This is a genomic window from Synechococcus sp. KORDI-52, assembly GCF_000737595.1.
GTDB lineage: Bacteria > Cyanobacteriota > Cyanobacteriia > PCC-6307 > Cyanobiaceae > Parasynechococcus.
In genome coordinates, this window is record NZ_CP006271.1 from 2,296,914 (window position 1) to 2,312,608 (window position 15,695).

At 54.8% G+C, this 15,695-nt stretch carries 20 protein-coding genes; 11 read left to right on the plus strand and 9 right to left on the minus strand.

From position 1 onward, the window contains the following. Positions 1 to 47 precede the first annotated feature (47 nt). From KR52_RS11725 to KR52_RS11735, 3 genes are read left to right on the plus strand one after another with little or no spacing between them, the layout of a single operon-like run. The gene (locus KR52_RS11725; RefSeq protein WP_038556131.1) at positions 48 to 263 is read left to right on the plus strand and encodes a DUF2862 domain-containing protein; all 216 of its coding nucleotides are present in this window, start codon (positions 48 to 50) and stop codon (positions 261 to 263) included. 11 nt (positions 264 to 274) lie between these two features. Further along, entirely contained in the window at positions 275 to 1,228 is a 954-nt protein-coding gene (gene chlG / locus KR52_RS11730) for a chlorophyll synthase ChlG (protein ID WP_038556134.1), read from the plus strand. Further along, positions 1,225 to 3,291, plus strand: a complete 2,067-nt coding sequence (locus KR52_RS11735; protein ID WP_038556137.1) for a transglycosylase domain-containing protein — start codon at positions 1,225 to 1,227, stop codon at positions 3,289 to 3,291. The genes chlG and KR52_RS11735 overlap by 4 nt, the downstream gene beginning before the upstream one ends. Before the next feature lie 9 nt (positions 3,292 to 3,300). Here the strand turns inward: KR52_RS11735 and KR52_RS11740 are convergent, their stop codons facing one another. Beyond that, positions 3,301 to 4,638 (minus strand): 16S rRNA (cytosine(967)-C(5))-methyltransferase, encoded by a 1,338-nt coding sequence (locus tag KR52_RS11740; RefSeq protein WP_173402229.1) that lies wholly within the window; start codon positions 4,636 to 4,638, stop codon positions 3,301 to 3,303. A gap of 3 nt (positions 4,639 to 4,641) precedes the next feature. Next, positions 4,642 to 4,938 (minus strand): MGMT family protein, encoded by a 297-nt coding sequence (locus KR52_RS11745; RefSeq protein ID WP_371257684.1) that lies wholly within the window; start codon positions 4,936 to 4,938, stop codon positions 4,642 to 4,644. A gap of 166 nt (positions 4,939 to 5,104) precedes the next feature. On the opposite strand from KR52_RS11745, the gene trmH reads away from it, so the two are divergent. Together trmH and KR52_RS14850 are read left to right on the plus strand one after the other, a co-directional pair. Further along, a complete protein-coding gene (gene trmH, locus KR52_RS11750) occupies positions 5,105 to 5,794 on the plus strand; it encodes a tRNA (guanosine(18)-2'-O)-methyltransferase TrmH (protein WP_038556142.1) in 690 nt (229 codons plus the stop codon). Positions 5,795 to 5,857: 63 nt separating this feature from the next. Further along, on the plus strand, positions 5,858 to 6,031 hold the full coding sequence (locus KR52_RS14850) for a hypothetical protein (RefSeq protein ID WP_173402230.1): 174 nt from the start codon (positions 5,858 to 5,860) through the stop codon (positions 6,029 to 6,031). 2 nt (positions 6,032 to 6,033) lie between these two features. On the opposite strand, the gene KR52_RS11755 is transcribed toward KR52_RS14850, so the two are convergent. Next, entirely contained in the window at positions 6,034 to 6,249 is a 216-nt protein-coding gene (locus KR52_RS11755) for a hypothetical protein (RefSeq protein WP_038556145.1), read from the minus strand. Between the two features lie 19 nt (positions 6,250 to 6,268). Next, the gene (locus KR52_RS11760) at positions 6,269 to 7,090 is read right to left on the minus strand and encodes an ABC transporter permease (protein WP_038557322.1); all 822 of its coding nucleotides are present in this window, start codon (positions 7,088 to 7,090) and stop codon (positions 6,269 to 6,271) included. A 190-nt stretch (positions 7,091 to 7,280) separates the two neighbouring features. Between KR52_RS11760 and KR52_RS11765 the strand changes: the two genes are divergently transcribed. Continuing rightward, positions 7,281 to 8,570: a HAMP domain-containing sensor histidine kinase gene (locus KR52_RS11765; protein ID WP_216725522.1), complete on the plus strand. Its 1,290-nt coding sequence runs from the start codon at positions 7,281 to 7,283 to the stop codon at positions 8,568 to 8,570. Further along, on the plus strand, positions 8,567 to 8,911 hold the full coding sequence (locus KR52_RS11770) for a hypothetical protein (protein ID WP_038556151.1): 345 nt from the start codon (positions 8,567 to 8,569) through the stop codon (positions 8,909 to 8,911). The genes KR52_RS11765 and KR52_RS11770 overlap by 4 nt, the downstream gene beginning before the upstream one ends. 344 nt (positions 8,912 to 9,255) lie before the next feature. Here the strand turns inward: KR52_RS11770 and KR52_RS13365 are convergent, their stop codons facing one another. From KR52_RS13365 to KR52_RS11790, 4 genes are all read right to left on the minus strand, one after another. Continuing rightward, the gene (locus tag KR52_RS13365; protein ID WP_051834366.1) at positions 9,256 to 9,477 is read right to left on the minus strand and encodes a PilW family protein; all 222 of its coding nucleotides are present in this window, start codon (positions 9,475 to 9,477) and stop codon (positions 9,256 to 9,258) included. Positions 9,478 to 9,617: 140 nt separating this feature from the next. Next, positions 9,618 to 9,992, minus strand: coding sequence for a Tfp pilus assembly protein FimT/FimU (locus KR52_RS11780; RefSeq protein WP_051834367.1), 375 nt, complete (start codon positions 9,990 to 9,992; stop codon positions 9,618 to 9,620). Then, a complete protein-coding gene (locus tag KR52_RS11785) occupies positions 9,982 to 10,389 on the minus strand; it encodes a hypothetical protein (protein ID WP_038556155.1) in 408 nt (135 codons plus the stop codon). The genes KR52_RS11780 and KR52_RS11785 overlap by 11 nt, the downstream gene beginning before the upstream one ends. Beyond that, on the minus strand, positions 10,386 to 10,796 hold the full coding sequence (locus KR52_RS11790) for a hypothetical protein (protein WP_051834368.1): 411 nt from the start codon (positions 10,794 to 10,796) through the stop codon (positions 10,386 to 10,388). Before KR52_RS11790 ends, KR52_RS11785 begins: the two co-directional genes overlap by 4 nt. A 100-nt stretch (positions 10,797 to 10,896) precedes the next feature. Between KR52_RS11790 and KR52_RS11795 the strand changes: the two genes are divergently transcribed. Beyond that, positions 10,897 to 11,586: a response regulator transcription factor gene (locus KR52_RS11795; RefSeq protein ID WP_253912402.1), complete on the plus strand. Its 690-nt coding sequence runs from the start codon at positions 10,897 to 10,899 to the stop codon at positions 11,584 to 11,586. Here the strand turns inward: KR52_RS11795 and KR52_RS11800 are convergent. Then, complete coding sequence (locus KR52_RS11800; protein ID WP_156957740.1) at positions 11,555 to 12,838, minus strand: HAMP domain-containing sensor histidine kinase; 1,284 nt, start codon at positions 12,836 to 12,838, stop codon at positions 11,555 to 11,557. The genes KR52_RS11795 and KR52_RS11800 overlap by 32 nt on opposite strands. Before the next feature lie 155 nt (positions 12,839 to 12,993). Here KR52_RS11800 and KR52_RS13370 point away from each other — a divergent pair, with 155 nt between their 5' ends. The 3 genes from KR52_RS13370 (at position 12,994) to KR52_RS14550 (ending at position 15,694) form a co-directional block, all read left to right on the plus strand. Further along, entirely contained in the window at positions 12,994 to 13,404 is a 411-nt protein-coding gene (locus tag KR52_RS13370) for a type II secretion system protein (RefSeq protein WP_051834370.1), read from the plus strand. A 262-nt stretch (positions 13,405 to 13,666) separates the two neighbouring features. Then, a complete protein-coding gene (locus KR52_RS14545; RefSeq protein ID WP_156957741.1) occupies positions 13,667 to 15,067 on the plus strand; it encodes a hypothetical protein in 1,401 nt (466 codons plus the stop codon). A gap of 165 nt (positions 15,068 to 15,232) precedes the next feature. Then, a complete protein-coding gene (locus tag KR52_RS14550; protein WP_216725523.1) occupies positions 15,233 to 15,694 on the plus strand; it encodes a hypothetical protein in 462 nt (153 codons plus the stop codon). The last annotated feature ends 1 nt before the right edge of the window (position 15,695 follow it).

The following is a 15,695-nucleotide window of genomic DNA, read 5'->3' on the forward strand; positions in this document are numbered from 1 at the left end:
GCAAAAGCGACTGTTAAGGTTGCGCCACTCTCCAAGCCTCGCAGGCCATGTCCCAGGCTGATGCCATTTCGATCGGCTCCAAGGTCCGTGTGACCCGCGTGCGTGATCGCATCCCCCAGGCGATGGTGGACCTTTTGAAGAAGGACGCCAACGGCACGGTGAAGGATTTCCGCACCGTCGACGGCAAGGGAATCGGCGTGGTTGTTGAGCTCAGCGATGGCTCCACAAGCTGGTTCTTCGAAGACGAAATCGCTGCCTCCTGAGGACTGTCTCCGTGAGCGACGCGCGTCAGCTGCTTGGGATGAAAGGTGCCTCAGGCACCACCAACACCTGGAAGTTGCGGCTGCAGTTGATGAAGCCGGTCACCTGGATCCCCTTGATCTGGGGGGTGGTCTGCGGTGCTGCGGCCAGTGGCTGTTACCAGTGGCGCCTGGACCATCTGCTCGCCGCCTTCGCCTGCATGTTGATGAGCGGCCCGTTGCTGGCGGGCTTCACCCAAACCATCAACGACTATTACGACCGCGAGATCGATGCGATTAACGAGCCCTATCGGCCAATCCCCTCAGGGGCGATCACACTGGGCCAGGTGAAGCTGCAGATCTGGGTGTTGCTGCTGGCGGGTTTGAGCGTCTCCTATGGACTGGACCGCTGGGCGGGCCACACCACCCCTGTGGTTTTTCTGCTCGCCTTGGGGGGCTCCTTTGTGAGCTACATCTACTCAGCGCCTCCACTGAAGCTCAAGCAAAACGGTTGGTTGGGCAACTATGCCCTCGGTGCCAGCTACATCGCCCTTCCCTGGTGGGCAGGTCAGGCATTGTTCGGTCACCTCACCTGGGGCACCGCGCTCCTCACCCTCGCCTACAGCCTGGCCGGACTCGGCATTGCTGTTGTCAATGACTTCAAGAGCGTTGAAGGTGATCGTGAGCTCGGGCTTCAATCCTTGCCTGTGGTCTTCGGGATCCAACGGGCCAGCTGGATCAGCGCGGGAATGATTGATGTCTTTCAGCTGGCGATGGTTGCCGTCTTGATCGGGATCGGCCAGCATTTCGCAGCGGTTCTGCTGGTTCTCTTGATCGTTCCCCAGATCACCTTCCAGGACATCTGGTTGCTGAGAGACCCTGTGGCTTTCGACGTCAAATATCAGGCCAGCGCTCAGCCATTCCTCGTTCTTGGCATGCTGGTCACCGCCTTGGCCATTGGCCACAGCTCCCTGATTCAGGTGATGTGAACCGTTCACGCGTGAGCTGGGCTCTGATCGCTGGCACGGCCGCCGCAGTGGGCGTGGGAGCAGCTCTTGGCATGCGTGCTCTCACGGAGCTGGTGGATTCCACACTGCCTGATGCACGAGGAATTGCCAGCTTCAACCGCCCTGGAACGATCACGCTGCTCTCCACCAAGGGGAAGGTGATTCAGAAGCTGGGGCCAGCGACCCGGGAGAAAGTCAAGCCCGGTGCAATGCCGCCAACGGTTGCCGAGGCCTTCATCGCTGCCGAAGATCGGCGCTTCTATCAGCACGACGGCGTGGACGGCTGGGGCATTGCCCGGGCCATCGTGACCAATGTCCGCCAGGGTGCTGTACGAGAAGGAGCCAGCACGATCACTCAGCAGCTGGCTCGAACGGTGTTCCTGAGCCAGGACCGCACCATCACACGCAAACTCAAGGAAGCGGCTCTGGCGATGAAGCTGGAACGTCAGCTGAGCAAGCAGCAGATCCTCGAGCAATACCTCAACTATGTCTACCTGGGGTCAGGGGCCTATGGCGTGGCCGATGCAGCCTGGATTTATTTCTCGAAAACCCCGGATCAGCTCACGGTTCCTGAAGCGGCGATGATTGCTGGGCTGCCTCCGGCTCCATCGATTTACTCACCCCTGGTGAACCCTGATCTGGCTCGGGAACAACGTTCGATCGTTCTCGACCGCATGGCCCAAGCGGGGTTCATCTCGGCGAGTGAGGCGGAGAGGGGCCGCAACAGTCCCCTTGGACTCAGACCTTCCACACCCAAGTATTTCAACAGTGCAGCGCCCTACTTCACCACATGGATCGCCCAGGAGCTGCCCAAGCTTCTAACGCCCGAACAACTTGAGGTCGGTGGTATCAAAATTCGCACCAGCCTGAATCTCGACTGGCAAAAAAAAGCTCAGAACGTAGTTCGAACTAATGCACCGTTCGACACCGAAGGGGCGATGGTCTCGATCGATCCCGGAAACGGACTCGTGAGGGTGATGGTTGGAGGCAAGGATTTCTCGAGAAGTCAGTTCAACCGCACCATCCTGGCGCTGCGCTCTCCGGGCTCCACCTTCAAGCTGTTTCCCTATGCCGCGGCCATTGATCGGGGCATGAAACCCGAAACAAAGGTCTTCGATGCTAAGCGGTGCTGGAAAGGTTACTGCCCCAAAAACTTCGGTAATAAGTACTACGGGAACATCTCCCTCGCCGATGCCCTTAAAAACTCACTGAACACGGTGGCTGTTCAACTGCAAGACATTGTTGGGTTTGATGCTGTGATTGAAGTGGCCAACAACTTCAACATCGGCACTGAGCGACCTCTCGGCAAGTACTACCCGATGGCGATTGGGGCCTACGAGCAAACCATCCTCGACATGACAGCGGCCTATGCAGGCATGGCCAATCGCGGCGTGTTCTTCAAGCCGAGCCCCTTCGAAGAAATCCGTGGCCCCAACAATGAGGTGATCTGGAGTCGGCGCTTGGATGGAGACCGTGGTCGGCGGGCTGTTGATAGTGATGTTGCAGACAGCATGAACTGGATGCTGCAGCGGGTCGTCACCGGGGGCACAGGCGTCGCCGCCAGGCTGGATGATCGGCAGGTGGCCGGAAAGACCGGAACCTCAGAAAACACGCGAGATCTCTGGTTCATTGGCTCAATTCCCCAGCTCACCACTGGCGTCTGGTTTGGATACGACGACGACCGACCCACCAAAAGCAACAGCGGCGAGGCCGCGTGGGCATGGAAGCAATTCATGCTCCAGATCAAAAATGACATCCCCGTCCGTGCCTTCCCGGGCAAACCGAAGCTGAGACGAAAAATGCGTCTGGCTGTCGATCCGAAAACGATCAGCAAGCCCCCGAAGCGGAAACCAAAGCCTCAACCCAAACAGCAACCGAAGGCCATCACCGAGCCCCAAGAGACGCAACCCACTGTTGAGACGGGACTTGAAGTTGAACTGCCCACGCCGGTGGCACCTCCTCTCCGGCGCACGCCCTATCTGTGGAGAGAACGCTCGCAAGACGACAACGTTGATGCCCAAGGACGCCGCTGGACACGGGATTGATCCAAGGTCCTAGCCCCTCCGAAACACAGCGGAATAGAACCCATCCCCCCCGCCGGCCTGATCGGGCCAGCGCTGGCTCTCCTCCTGCAGGTGCAGCATGGGATGACGCTTCAGCACAGATTGCACCTGGGCCTGATTTTCATCGGGATGAATGGTGCAAGTGGCGTACACCAACGATCCGGCGGGTGCCAAAAGCGGCACAAGCCCATCGAGCAGGGCTTGTTGTTGAGGCAAAAGCCCACGGATGGATTGAGGCGTCACCCGCCAACGGGCATCGGGGTGACGGGAAAGGGTTCCAAGGCCCGAGCAAGGGGCATCGATCAGAATCCGCTGGAAGGATTCACGCCATTGGGGACGCAGCTCCAACAGGTTGGCGGCATCCGCAGCAAGGGCGTTGATCGACGCAAGACCCAGCCGGGCTGCATTCGCCGCGACGCGTTTGAGCCGTCCGGGTGAACGGTCCACGGCCCAGATCTCGGCCTGATCCCCCACCAGTTCTGCCAAATGGGTGGCCTTGCCCCCCGGCGCAGCGCAGGCATCCAGGATCCGATCACCGGGCTGGGGATCGAGCAGAGGCGCAATCCACTGGGCTGAACAATCCTGCACACACCACTGCCCCTCGGTATACCCGGGCCACTGGCGCAGATCACCGCTGTGACCCGCAATGCGCAGACCATCGGGACAACCAACAAGGGGCGAACTGCTGATGCCTGCCACGGCCAGAAGCCGTTGCACCTCCTCCCGGCTGGAGCACAACCGATTCACCCGCAAATCCAGATCAGGCACACGGTTACAGGCGCTCGCCACCGCCGCTGCCCCCTCCACCCCACGCCACTTGATCAACAACTGGGTGAACCAATCCGGCAGCGAATGGGCTTGGGCCAGCTGAGCCGCCGCATCATGCGGCAGCTGCAGGGTTTCGCCGGCCTCCCGTGCCCGCAGAGCCGCCCGCAGAACTCCATTCACCACGGGGGCCAACCGTGCCAACCCCTTGCTGGCTTTCGCCAGCTCCACTGCGGTGTTCACAGCTGCTGAATCTGGGATCCGCTCCATCAGCAGCAATTGATAGAGACCCACATGCAACAACCAGCGCAGCTTGGGCGGCTGCTTCAACGCAGGTACCCTGCCCAACCGATCCAGCCAGGCATCGAGAGTGCGCCGTTGACGGATGGCGCCATAGGCCAGCTCAGTCACCAGCCCTCGATCCGAGGGCTTGAGGTCCTGCGCCCGCAGCACCCGCTCCAGCGCCACATCGGCGTAGGCCCCAGCCGCAACCGCCTGCAACACATCCCAGGCGAGACGGCGAGGAAGCAATCCAATCGGAGCCGAACCAGACAAGTGCACCACGGATCAATCTCCAGCATGGACGTCGGGGTGCCAAAGGAACTGACGCAGCGGCAAGCGTCCCTCCCCATCCACCGGAACACCCTCGGCCATCAGCAGCTCGCGCTGGATCCAGTCGCTTCCCTCACGGCTGAGGCTCATCGAAATCCGCCCCCGAGCATTCACCACGCGGTGCCAGGGAACGGTGGACGGAAGCTTGAGTCGACGCAGCGCCCAGCCCACCTGACGCGCGCAACCGAAGGCACCGATCAACTCGGCGATCTGGCCGTAGGTGGCCAGGCGACCATGGGGGATGCGCGACACCTCGCTCCAGACACGCTGATCAAACGTGCCGCCGGAGACGTACGGTTCAACGGAGGGATCCTTGGGCGGGATCTGGATGGCGACAGAAGCGTCAACTTCTTGATTGTCTTGCCAGGCACCAATGCATGGAGGGGCCTCACTTGTTGTTTAATCCGGTTCATGGCCCATGCCCCTGCTGCCGCGACGGTTTGAGCGGCTGAAATCCGTGTTGAACCGCCGCATGTCGGATCTCACGGTGCTGCTCGAACACGTGGAGAAGCCCCACAACCTTTCGGCCATCCTGCGCAGCTGTGATGCCGTCGGAGCGCTGGAGGCCCACGCGGTGAGTTTCGACGGGCGTCCGCGAACCTTCAACAGCACCGCCCAGGGCAGCCAGAAATGGGTGCCTCTGCACGACCATCCCGATACCGAAACGGCCATCCAATGCCTCAGAAAGAAAGGATTCCGGCTCTATGGAACCCATCTCGGCGTGGAGGCCAGGGATTACCGGGAGTACGACTTCACCGGACCAACCGCCTTCGTGCTCGGGGCGGAGAAATGGGGACTGAGCGATCAGGCCCGGGACCTGATGGATGAAGCACTGTTCATCCCCATGCGTGGCATGGTCCAATCCCTGAACGTGTCGGTCGCCACGGCGACCCTGCTGTTTGAAGCGCTGCGCCAACGCCAAGTGGCCGGTTTGGCACCAACCCAGGGAGAAGGCCTGAAGCCGGAGCAGTATCAGCAGTTGCTCTTTGAATGGTCTTACCCCGAGGTTGCTCGCTGGTGCCGGGACCAGCACAGGCCTTACCCCGGCTTGAGCGAGGAGGGAGAGCTAATGGAGGAGCTGCCGCGGAATGTGAAGCTGCGCTGCTGATCGGACCAAAGACTTGTATCTGCGCGAACCCTGGGCCATAAAGGAAGCAGCGGATTGTCAGCAATGGACAACAAACAGCTGCACCAGTACGCGGTCACGTACCACTGCGGAAACGAGTGGGGCGAAGAAATGCTCCAGTCCGACGATCTGAGCCATGCCGTGGAAGCGGCCCACGCCATTTTCCCCAGTTCCTGCCGGATTTCGATTCGAGAGGTCAAGGCCTCAAAACAAGCCTGAGATCAGCGGGGTCGCCGGGGCACGCCAGGAAGTTGAACCGCAGCGATCAAAACTGCCATCTCCAACACAAGATTGCGGCTCACCAGCACCACCACCAACACCAAGGTAGCGGCAAGGATCCGCTGGAGAAAAGCGATCACATCATCCGGGCTGTTGAAGCTCTTCGTCCAGAGCAGGACAGCCATGCCCATCAAAATCAGGCTGATCCACCAGGCCATCACACCCGCGCCGATGGAGTCAGTCTGACGCTGGACGGGCTTCGCCGCCGCTCACCCAGGCCTCGATGCCTTCTCCAAGGAAAGACAGGCCCAGCACCAGAACAAACATCGCCAGTCCAGGGAAGAGTGCCGTCCACCACACACCGGTGGGCACCGCAGCCAGCGCGAGATTGAGGTCTCCTCCCCATTCGGGCACGGTCTCAGGCAGACCCAGGCCAAGAAAACCCAGCCCCCCCAGCACCAGCACCGCATCGGCGGCATTGAGGGTGAGCAGCACCGGCACGGAGGTGATCACGTTGCGGAACAGGTAGCGGCGCAGGATCCAAAGGGGCCCGGCACCGAGGCTCTGGGCGGCTTCCACGAAGAGTTCGCTCTTCACCTGGGCGGTTTGGTTGCGAACCACACGGAAATACTGCGGGACGTAAACCACACACAATGCGGCAGCGGCATTGGGGATGCCCTTGCCGAGCAGAAACGCCAACACCACTGACAGCAAAAGCACAGGCAAGGTGTAGAGCGTGTCCATCAGCAAAACCATCAAGCGGTCGAGAGCACCGCCGAAATATCCGCTCACCATGCCCAGGGGCACTCCCACCAACAGGGCCAGACCAACCGCCAGGGCCACCACCTGAAGCGCAACACCACTGCCGGCCATGGTGCGGACACACACATCCCGACCCAAGCGATCGGTACCGCACCAATGGGTCCAGCTGGGGGAGGAATAGATCGGGTTCTCAAGGCCAGCATTGGCGTCTGGAAGGATGCCTGCAGTCACCAACCAGGGCGTGATCAACGCCACCAGCAGATAGATCCCCACTATCACGAGCCCCCAAGAGGCCATGCGGGTGGAGAGGCTTCGGGGCATCAGCAACGACCTCAGCGAGAGATCTGGGCATTCTCAGCCCAAGTGGTGAGAATGGAGCATGGGTTCTCCTTACCGCTGGCGACATCATTTGCTGGGCAGCCTGCAGGGGCAGCTTCAACTGGCGACCTATTTGGTGGTGTTTTTCGGCTTCACGGGAGCCTCTTCTGTGGGCCTGTATCTGGGTCAGCGCAACATGTTTGCCAATCAACGCCTATTGGCCCGGGCGAGCATCGAAGACTGTGAACACGCCATCCAAGAGCTGGCTGATGATCCTGTTGGCCTTGAGAAAGAACTCCTCTTCCACTCAGGTACGCAAACGCAGGTCTGGATTGAACAACCCGATGGCGATCTCTTTTTTTCAAAGGTTCATGGATCAGGCCTGAAAAGTTCGATGGAACTGGCCATGGCCATGAACCCACAACGCCATGTCGGACGACAGGCCTCGATCGAAGTCAATGATGAGCTATACATCACAGAGCTGATCAAAGAACTACCGGGCGGTTCGCGGCTCTGGATGATGATTGAAGTGGGGGACAATTTGAAAGCTCTGAGCAATTACTTAGCACTGATGATTCTCATCTGGGGGGGTTGCCTGTCCTTGACGTTGCTGACTGTCAGCTGGGTGGTGCGAAGACTTGTTCACTCCCTCGATCAACTGAACCTTGCAACAGCACAACTCACTGCTGACAACCTCTCAAACACAACGCTGCCAGTGGACCCTGCCCCCACGGAAGTTGGTGAACTGAGAGACAACTTCAATGCACTGCTGGAGCGCTTGGCTCAATCCTGGAGCCAACAAAAACAATTCGTCAGCGCCGTAAGCCATGAATTACGAACCCCGCTCACAATCGTGCAAGGCTACCTACAACGAACAATTAAACGCAGCAAAAATCTGACTGCAGATGAAATCAAAGGTTTACAGACGGCCAGCGATGAAACCATCCGGATGAGACACATTCTTGACGATCTGTTGGATCTTTCCAGAAGTGATTCAGGGAAACTCTCCATTGAAAACGAGCAGGTCTGCCTGGTGGAGAAGCTTGAGCAAGTGGAATCACTTGCACGCAACACCATTCCCCGCACATTTCAGCTGGAGCTCCCTCACAACAAAGAACTGATCGCGCAAGCCGACCCGGAGAGGCTTCAACAGGTGCTGCTCGACCTCATCGAGAATGCTCATAAGTACTCACCGGAAGACAGACCGATCAAGTTGGTGCTGCGGGAGGACGCTGAAGGGCCAGCCATCGATGTCATTGATCAAGGCATCGGAATTCCTGCCGAGGAACTCGAACTGGTGTTTCAACGCTTCCAACGCGCGAGCAATGCCCCCCACAAAACAGGAACAGGACTCGGACTGTCTCTGGTTCGGGTGTTTGTGGAGGGAATGGGCGGCACAATTGAAGTCAAGAGCTGCCTCGGAGTAGGCAGTTGCTTCACGGTGCATCTGAACCCATGATTACGTTTCTGGTGTTTTGCTCACTGTTGATCCCAGTGAACCTATGGGCGGCCATCACGCCCCACATGCACAGTGATCTTTCGATGCGGATCTTGCATGGCCTGTGCACCCTTGTCTTGATCCCCTTGCTGTGGACGCTGTGGGATCAAAGGAGATGGCTGAAACCTGTTCCCTCACTGATGCTGGCCCTCTTTGCGGTGGTGATGGTTGTGGTGAACAGCTGGATCACGGCCATGGGCATGGGTGTGGAATTTGGTTGGCTCGATCATCTTTTTCTGGCCCTTTCAGAAATCGCTCTCGCTGTTTTCTTTCTGACAGCTCCGCAGGAGACAACCGCTTAATGCCACGTTCAGCCCACAGCCGAGGTGCTGACGGTGGGTCCATCGAGTCTGGTGCTCTGTACCAGCGTCAACTGCAGGAGGGGCAGTTCCGATGGTTGGGTGAGCTGAAAATAGCCCACGTCATCCAAAACGACACGATTCTGATACTGGCTGCCAACCCGAATTCGTCCGTTTAAATCAAAGGCTGGACCACAGCGCATTAAGACTGTGCCTCGCCAGATCGGCGATGGTGCAGGGCCCAGGCTGTAGAGCAGAGGCGCAGATCCATTTTTTGGTTGGATCAGTAGTTTCGGTTGGCGACCAGCAAGCGAACAGGGCCATTGGGCAGAAGGATCAGGGTCGATTTACCAGGACGAGGCGTGCTCCAGATCGCCTTTCACCAGATCGAGCGAACGCCGCTGCCACTGCTTCAATGTCGTCCGTTTCGCCAGAGTGATGCCGTGACGGGTTTCTGAATACAACAACATAAGGGCCACTCCACAGATCAGACACCCCAACACAACCGCAAGCATCAACTCCACAAGGGTGAAACCGTGATCGCAGTGAGACCTACGCCTACACATCATTGGGGTGGCACAGCGCACTGTTCAAAACACCACCTGGATCTCCCCGATAAACACCAGTCCTGCTGATCCCAAGTGGTAGACCAATCACGAGACACAACGCCTGGGGATCGCTGGGGTGAGACAACATCACCAAACCACCATCAAGCACCAAACCTGCTGCTGAAACGAACGGCATCCGGCAGGTTGGATCGCAACTGCAGCTCTTCAACGCCAAGCTCGTGCAGGGTTGTTGTCGCCAGCCGGCACGGCGGAAGCTGCCCCTGCAGCGGAGCCTGCCAACCCGACAGACCGAGCCGTAAGGCACAGGGCTGACGATCACGTCGAGCGGCAATCCGACCCCGGTCCAACCCCACCTGCACGCGACGCAGGCTGGTTTCCAGCATCAAACGCTGCTTCAGCGCCATGGTGCTGGGCATCGACAAGCTCGCCAGGCCCCCCAGCAAAGCAACAGCCACGAGACACTCCAGCAGGGTGAATCCACCACCCCGATCGACATCAACGAAATCAGCTGGCATCGGCACCCTCGCGAGCACAGTGGCCCAATCCAGCTGGAGTGAACAACTGGCTTCGCATCAACAGCTGGGAAGCCGAATGATCCGCAGCCCTCACAGCGAACCAGAGGCCATCCAAAGCAGGTTCAAATGTCCAAGACAGCGAAAGTTGAGGGTCGGCGGGCAAATCGGTGACAACATTGACAACCGCTTCACGGTTCCAACGACAGAGGGGATCCACAAGCGACGACGTCGCGAGACGGCGACAGGTGATCAACAGCCGTTGCTCTACCAAGAGATGCTTGTGCTCGAAATCATCCGCAGTGGCGACAGCGTGGCTGACGCGCGACCAGCCCTGAAGGGACACCTGACTGGACACGCCAAGAATCACAGCGGAAACAACAACCTCCGAAAGCGTCATGGCATCCAACCCAGTTCCAGACGACTTTGACGTCCATCACTCCACAACAGCTGCAAGGTCCCCCCATGGCCTCCATGAGGTTGCCAATGCAACAGTTGCCATTGGCGGTCCTGAACAAGACCAGATTGAAGCGCTGAGCGAGATGCAGCAGGACACACAACTGAAGCCTTCCACTCCGACGAGGGATACAACAACAGGCAGGCGTTAGGACCAACCGCCTGCTGCTGAAACAGCATCACGACCGAGCGCTCTGCATCGCGCAGCTGCGCAGTCATCAGCGCTTGACGACTGCGCTGTTGTCCCTGAGAGGCGAGCATCTGCAACGACAGGCTGCTGAGCAGCAGCACTGCAGAGGTGGCGAGCACAAGCGGCAAGGCAAAACCACGCTGCTGTGGATCAGGTCGCATACCAGTTCAACGAACACGTCATGAAGCATTCCCCGCCTGGAAACCGCACTAAAATGACTCTGACGCAAATCATCCTGTGGGAAGAGAAGGCAGACGTCTATTGATCGTTGATGACGATCCTGAGCTTTTGCGTATCCTCGTGGAAACGATGGAAAACGAAGGCTATAGCTGCGTCGGTTGCGACAACGGACAAGATGCCCTGATGCATGTCCGGAAACAAACGTTTGATTTACTTGTACTCGACTGGACAATGCCGGATTTCACAGGCCTGGAAATCTGTAGACGTCTCAGAAAGACAAGCGACATCACGCCAATTTTGATGCTCACCGCAAGGGACGGCATTGATGAAAGAGTGGAAGCACTCGACAGTGGCGTCGACGACTATCTGACCAAACCATTCAACATCAAGGAACTGAAAGCGAGGGTAAGATCTGCACTGAGAAGAGTGGACTATGATCAGGAAACACAAGAGGAAACAAGCAGGCTCCAGCTGGGAAACCTTGAGATCAACCTGCTTGAACGAAGTGTAAAACGATTAGAAAAAAGCATCAAACTATCAAACAGGGAATTCGATCTTTTACATTTCCTTGTAAAAAATAAGGATCAAGTCCAAAGTAGAGAATCAATCCTCAGAAACGTCTGGGGAGACCCATTCGACGGGGACCCCAACACGCTCGATGTCTACATGGGGTATCTCAGAAAAAAGCTAGACATCCATGGCGAACCACAACTCCTTCTCACGGTTCGCGGAGTGGGCTTTATGGCGACTCAAGGGGCATCGAAGTCCTAAATTTCAGCTGAACATCACCGCCTCCGGCTTGAACATTGTCTATCACCAACATCCCGTTCATCAACATCATTAAGTCGTTAACAATTGCCAGACCCATCCCACTGCCTCGCGTTCCAATCGACGTCGTACCACGGACGAAACGCTGCAACACATTGTCACGCTCCTTCTCAGGGATACCCTTGCCTTGATCAATCACATGGAAGACGACATACTCGTGATGAATTGACAGGGCCATATCAACGAACCCACTCGAATATCGCAACGCGTTCTCCACCAGTGCGGCCAAACACTGGTGCAATCGTTGCTCATCTGCATGGATCATCGGAACAACAGTTTGCGTTGGAGCAGCCAGGCGAATCCGATGGGGCGAAAGACCTTGCAATCGCTCAAATGCATGAATCTGAAACAGTTCAGGATCGATCAGCTCTATAGACAATGCGAGCCGCCCTGCATCAACACGAGCAAAATCAAGCATCACATTGAGAAGGTCTGCCAAACGATGTGATTCCGCAAGGATTAAATCGATTGATGATTGCGTGCTGCATGGAGCCTCCTCCAAAAGTCTCTCGGCACTGCTTGTAAGAACGGTGATGGGAGTGCGGAGCTCATGGGCAACTCCGTCCACGAACTGACGCTCCCGCTGCCAAGACGAAGACAAGCGGGATTGAAGATCATTGAATGCATGAACAATGTGTTGAAATTCAGATGGATGAAGCTTAAGATCAATCAAACGAGAGCCAAGAGAATCAGCTTCAACACAGTCCATTTCACGCGATAAGTCATTCAACGGGATGACCAAGCCACGCCAAATCACAAGGCGCAACAAGAGCGCAGCGACCAAAACAGAAGCTGACGCCGTAAAAATCATCATGTTGAGAACAGCTTGATGAGACTTGTTGAAATCCGAAGCGTTTTCAGTAACCCTTAAAAAAGAATTTGAACCATCAGATGGGAGGGGCGAAACACTGGTAATCCAAACAGCGCCTTTTGGGCCGGTGTACATCGAAGGCGCCGAAGTTTCAGCATCTCTTAACAATTCCGCCCGGAAGCCCAAGGGGGAGACAATTGGCAGGGTTAACGATTGACGAATCAAACCACGCCTCACGCTGGAGACAAGATGCTGGTGGTGTTGGAGGCTTTCAGCCTCAAGAGCCGTTTTGCTCACCGCAAAAAGGATGGCGTAGCCGCCAAAAAAGACCAACAGACAGGTGGACTGAATCCAGATTTTCAGAGAAGGCAGACGAAGGGCCAACGCAGATCGTCCCCTAAACGAGCTCTTAGGGTTTATAGGGCAATCTCAAGAAACTTTCATTCCAGTTTTATGGTCAAGCCAACAAGCAGACGATAGGTTTACATGGCATCAATAGATGTACTCTGCAAAGCATCTGTTTCAACCCCATTTGAATCATGACTCAGGTCAGGACCAACCTGCAAAAAAGCCTCCTTCAAAGGCTCACCAAACTCAAAGCCAGAAATAGTAAAAGTCTGATTCAGAAGGGATTTACGCTCATCGAACTTCTGATAGTTGTGATCATTCTGGGTGTCTTAGCAGCAGTTGTCTTCCCGAGCCTCTTAGATGCTGCAGACCAAGCCAAAATCAATGCTGCAGAAGCTGCTGTTAAGGGTGCAGGAACCGGCTGTGCTGCCTCACTGATTACCGGCGACACCTTCACGACACCAACGAACGTCACTGGTACCTGCAGTAGTACAGCGACTTTCACATCAGATACGGCAGCTTTCGATGTTGACACAGCCGCTGTTGCAACAGTGAGCGGAACTTCGGTGACGATAACTACGAATGCTGCCATCAGTAACTAAAGGTTTTATAAAAACCTGCTCGGAACCTAAGCCCTGCCATTCGAGCGGGGCCTTCTACTGCCGGGAAAATTTGAATTAATGCAAATTTTGATACACAAATCACCAAACGCTGATAATGCCGCTGATTTGAGCAATTAATTAAGACTAAATGTAGAAACACATTCAGAAAGGATATTAACCGAGCGCGAGGCAAGAGGACTAGCTAAATTGGGACATGTTTTAAAGAGTACGACCCAAGAGCCAATGGATTTCAACTGAATTCATGCCATTTCTTCCTCCCCGCTACGAAGAAGGTGCCATAAGCACAGGATTGGCTCTAACGACAGCTACCGTTACTGGGGTGGCATTGCTGGCAACATTAACAGGTGCTCAGTATGGAAATAGAACAATAGTGAGGCAAAATTTATCGAACGGAGCACGTGCAGCCGCAGAGGCAGGCGCATCATCAATTCTTGCGGAGATGAATTCCATGTATCCCTACCTCCTTGTCGTTGAGGATGGTGACTGGGGGAATCCCCCCATCAATTCGAGCTTATGTGATGGCAACTCCACAACTGGAATACCAACAAAGAACGGCAATGTGAGCAGCTCAGGAAGCTTTGAACTTATCGATTATAATTTCATTGGAAATCCAATTTTTGGGGGAACCGCTATAATTCGGGTAAAGGGTTCAGCAACGAATAATAATAGTTTCATTACAGCAACTACAATTGTGGAACAGAAGGTACAAATTGTTCCTAAAAATTGTAAGTCTTCATTGAATAGCCCAAATGTTGATGGCTTCCCGGGCTTATGGGCACAATACATGACAATGGGCAACAATGATGTATACGGGTCAAGCGGAAATATACTTTGCTCACAATGTACAAATAATATACCCAGTGATTGCTCAGTTGATAATGATACATCAATCAGAGATTATTCGGAAAACGACAAACGATGTGTAATAGGTGGAAGCAACAATATGGTCGTCGGCGGAGAGATTTACCTTGGTTCTGCAGATTTCCCACTGGTGCCCAGAGTTCCAGATAATCTTAAAGGGGTGAATGCTGCCAACATTAACAGTAATACGACAATAGTATCAGGCAGCACAAAGAGCAGCGAGCTCCTCAACGGCTCTTGCGTTGTAACAAATGGAACGACCCAATGCAAAGTCAATGAGGTAAATCTCACCGGCAACAGACAATTAATAATCGACACCTCGAATGGAGGTCCTGTGCAAATTTTTGTGGTTGGCGACGGAGTAAGTCTTAAAGGTAGAAGCAAGATTGAGCACATACCGCTTACAGAGAGCGCTGCAAAAGTTGGATTATTTGGCAATCCGATAGATACCAACGACAACAATGATCAGACAGTAGCGTTGAAAGGGAAAACCAAAATAAACAATATCTGGACTTATTTCCCAGATGGAAAAATAGGAATTAGTGGTGGAGGAAATGTTTCTTACAGCTGCGCAAGCGGTGATTGTTCAGGTGGAAATTTCCATGGTGCAGTATGGGCTAAAGAATGGGGATTGTCAGACAGTAATGTTGCAAGGATTACTATCCCAATTAACATGGGCGAAGAACTTGAAGAATATTATCCTGAATTTAGAGTAGGCAATAAGACCTTTGTGGCGGCAGGAACGACAGGATTTAGAACTTTAAATATGAATAGCTTTTAACATTCTGCATCTTACGAAGCAACAGAAACCACCCCAACCATGTTCCTGAGACCAAACCAAAACAAAATTTTTATAAGAAAACATCTCTCTGTAGAAAAATTGGCAACTCTCTCCAATCGATTGTCAACGTTTAGGAGTGACAGCGGACTTTTTACTGTTGACACTATGGTCGGAGCTGTTCTAGTTGGTATTAGTGGAGCATTAACGTTGAGCTTAATCAACAATGCAAATGATGGAATGTTCAATATGAATCTTCATTCCAAGGCCGGGCTTGCAAAAGCTGCAAGGATGGAAGAGATACGTGAAGAAGCATTTAAACTCCACTGCACTAGTGGCTGCTCAGACGGAAGCATAGATACAAATCTAGATTATGATAAATCCGAGATAGAAGACCATTGCAGCAATCAGACCCTCGGCTTAGCATTACTGGAGAGATTGCAAAATAAAAATCCAGACCTAGCATCAGATTTTGATTTACAAAATTATGATCCTACGTCCCCCTCATTACCAATATTTTCAAATATCACAGCAAATGGCAATTCATTAATTGTGACCCTAAGCAGCGACGCAGCAAAAACGCCAATGACAAGTACTATCGTGCCTAATGCACTGGGGTGGTGCAAATGAG

Bases quoted from the DNA above. Each gene is read 5' to 3' on its own strand.
- KR52_RS11725 (WP_038556131.1), top strand. From the start codon at position 48: ATGTCCCAGGCTGATGCCATTTCGATCGGCTCCAAGGTCCGTGTGACC.
- trmH (WP_038556142.1), top strand. From the start codon at position 5,105: ATGCCCCTGCTGCCGCGACGGTTTGAGCGGCTGAAATCCGTGTTGAAC.
- KR52_RS14850 (WP_173402230.1), top strand. From the start codon at position 5,858: ATGGACAACAAACAGCTGCACCAGTACGCGGTCACGTACCACTGCGGA.
- KR52_RS11755 (WP_038556145.1), bottom strand. From the start codon at position 6,249: ATGGCCTGGTGGATCAGCCTGATTTTGATGGGCATGGCTGTCCTGCTC.
- KR52_RS11760 (WP_038557322.1), bottom strand. From the start codon at position 7,090: ATGGCCTCTTGGGGGCTCGTGATAGTGGGGATCTATCTGCTGGTGGCG.
- KR52_RS11770 (WP_038556151.1), top strand. From the start codon at position 8,567: ATGATTACGTTTCTGGTGTTTTGCTCACTGTTGATCCCAGTGAACCTA.
- KR52_RS13365 (WP_051834366.1), bottom strand. From the start codon at position 9,477: ATGATGTGTAGGCGTAGGTCTCACTGCGATCACGGTTTCACCCTTGTG.
- KR52_RS11780 (WP_051834367.1), bottom strand. From the start codon at position 9,992: ATGCCAGCTGATTTCGTTGATGTCGATCGGGGTGGTGGATTCACCCTG.
- KR52_RS11785 (WP_038556155.1), bottom strand. From the start codon at position 10,389: ATGACGCTTTCGGAGGTTGTTGTTTCCGCTGTGATTCTTGGCGTGTCC.
- KR52_RS11790 (WP_051834368.1), bottom strand. From the start codon at position 10,796: ATGCGACCTGATCCACAGCAGCGTGGTTTTGCCTTGCCGCTTGTGCTC.
- KR52_RS13370 (WP_051834370.1), top strand. From the start codon at position 12,994: ATGACTCAGGTCAGGACCAACCTGCAAAAAAGCCTCCTTCAAAGGCTC.
- KR52_RS14545 (WP_156957741.1), top strand. From the start codon at position 13,667: ATGCCATTTCTTCCTCCCCGCTACGAAGAAGGTGCCATAAGCACAGGA.
- KR52_RS14550 (WP_216725523.1), top strand. From the start codon at position 15,233: ATGGTCGGAGCTGTTCTAGTTGGTATTAGTGGAGCATTAACGTTGAGC.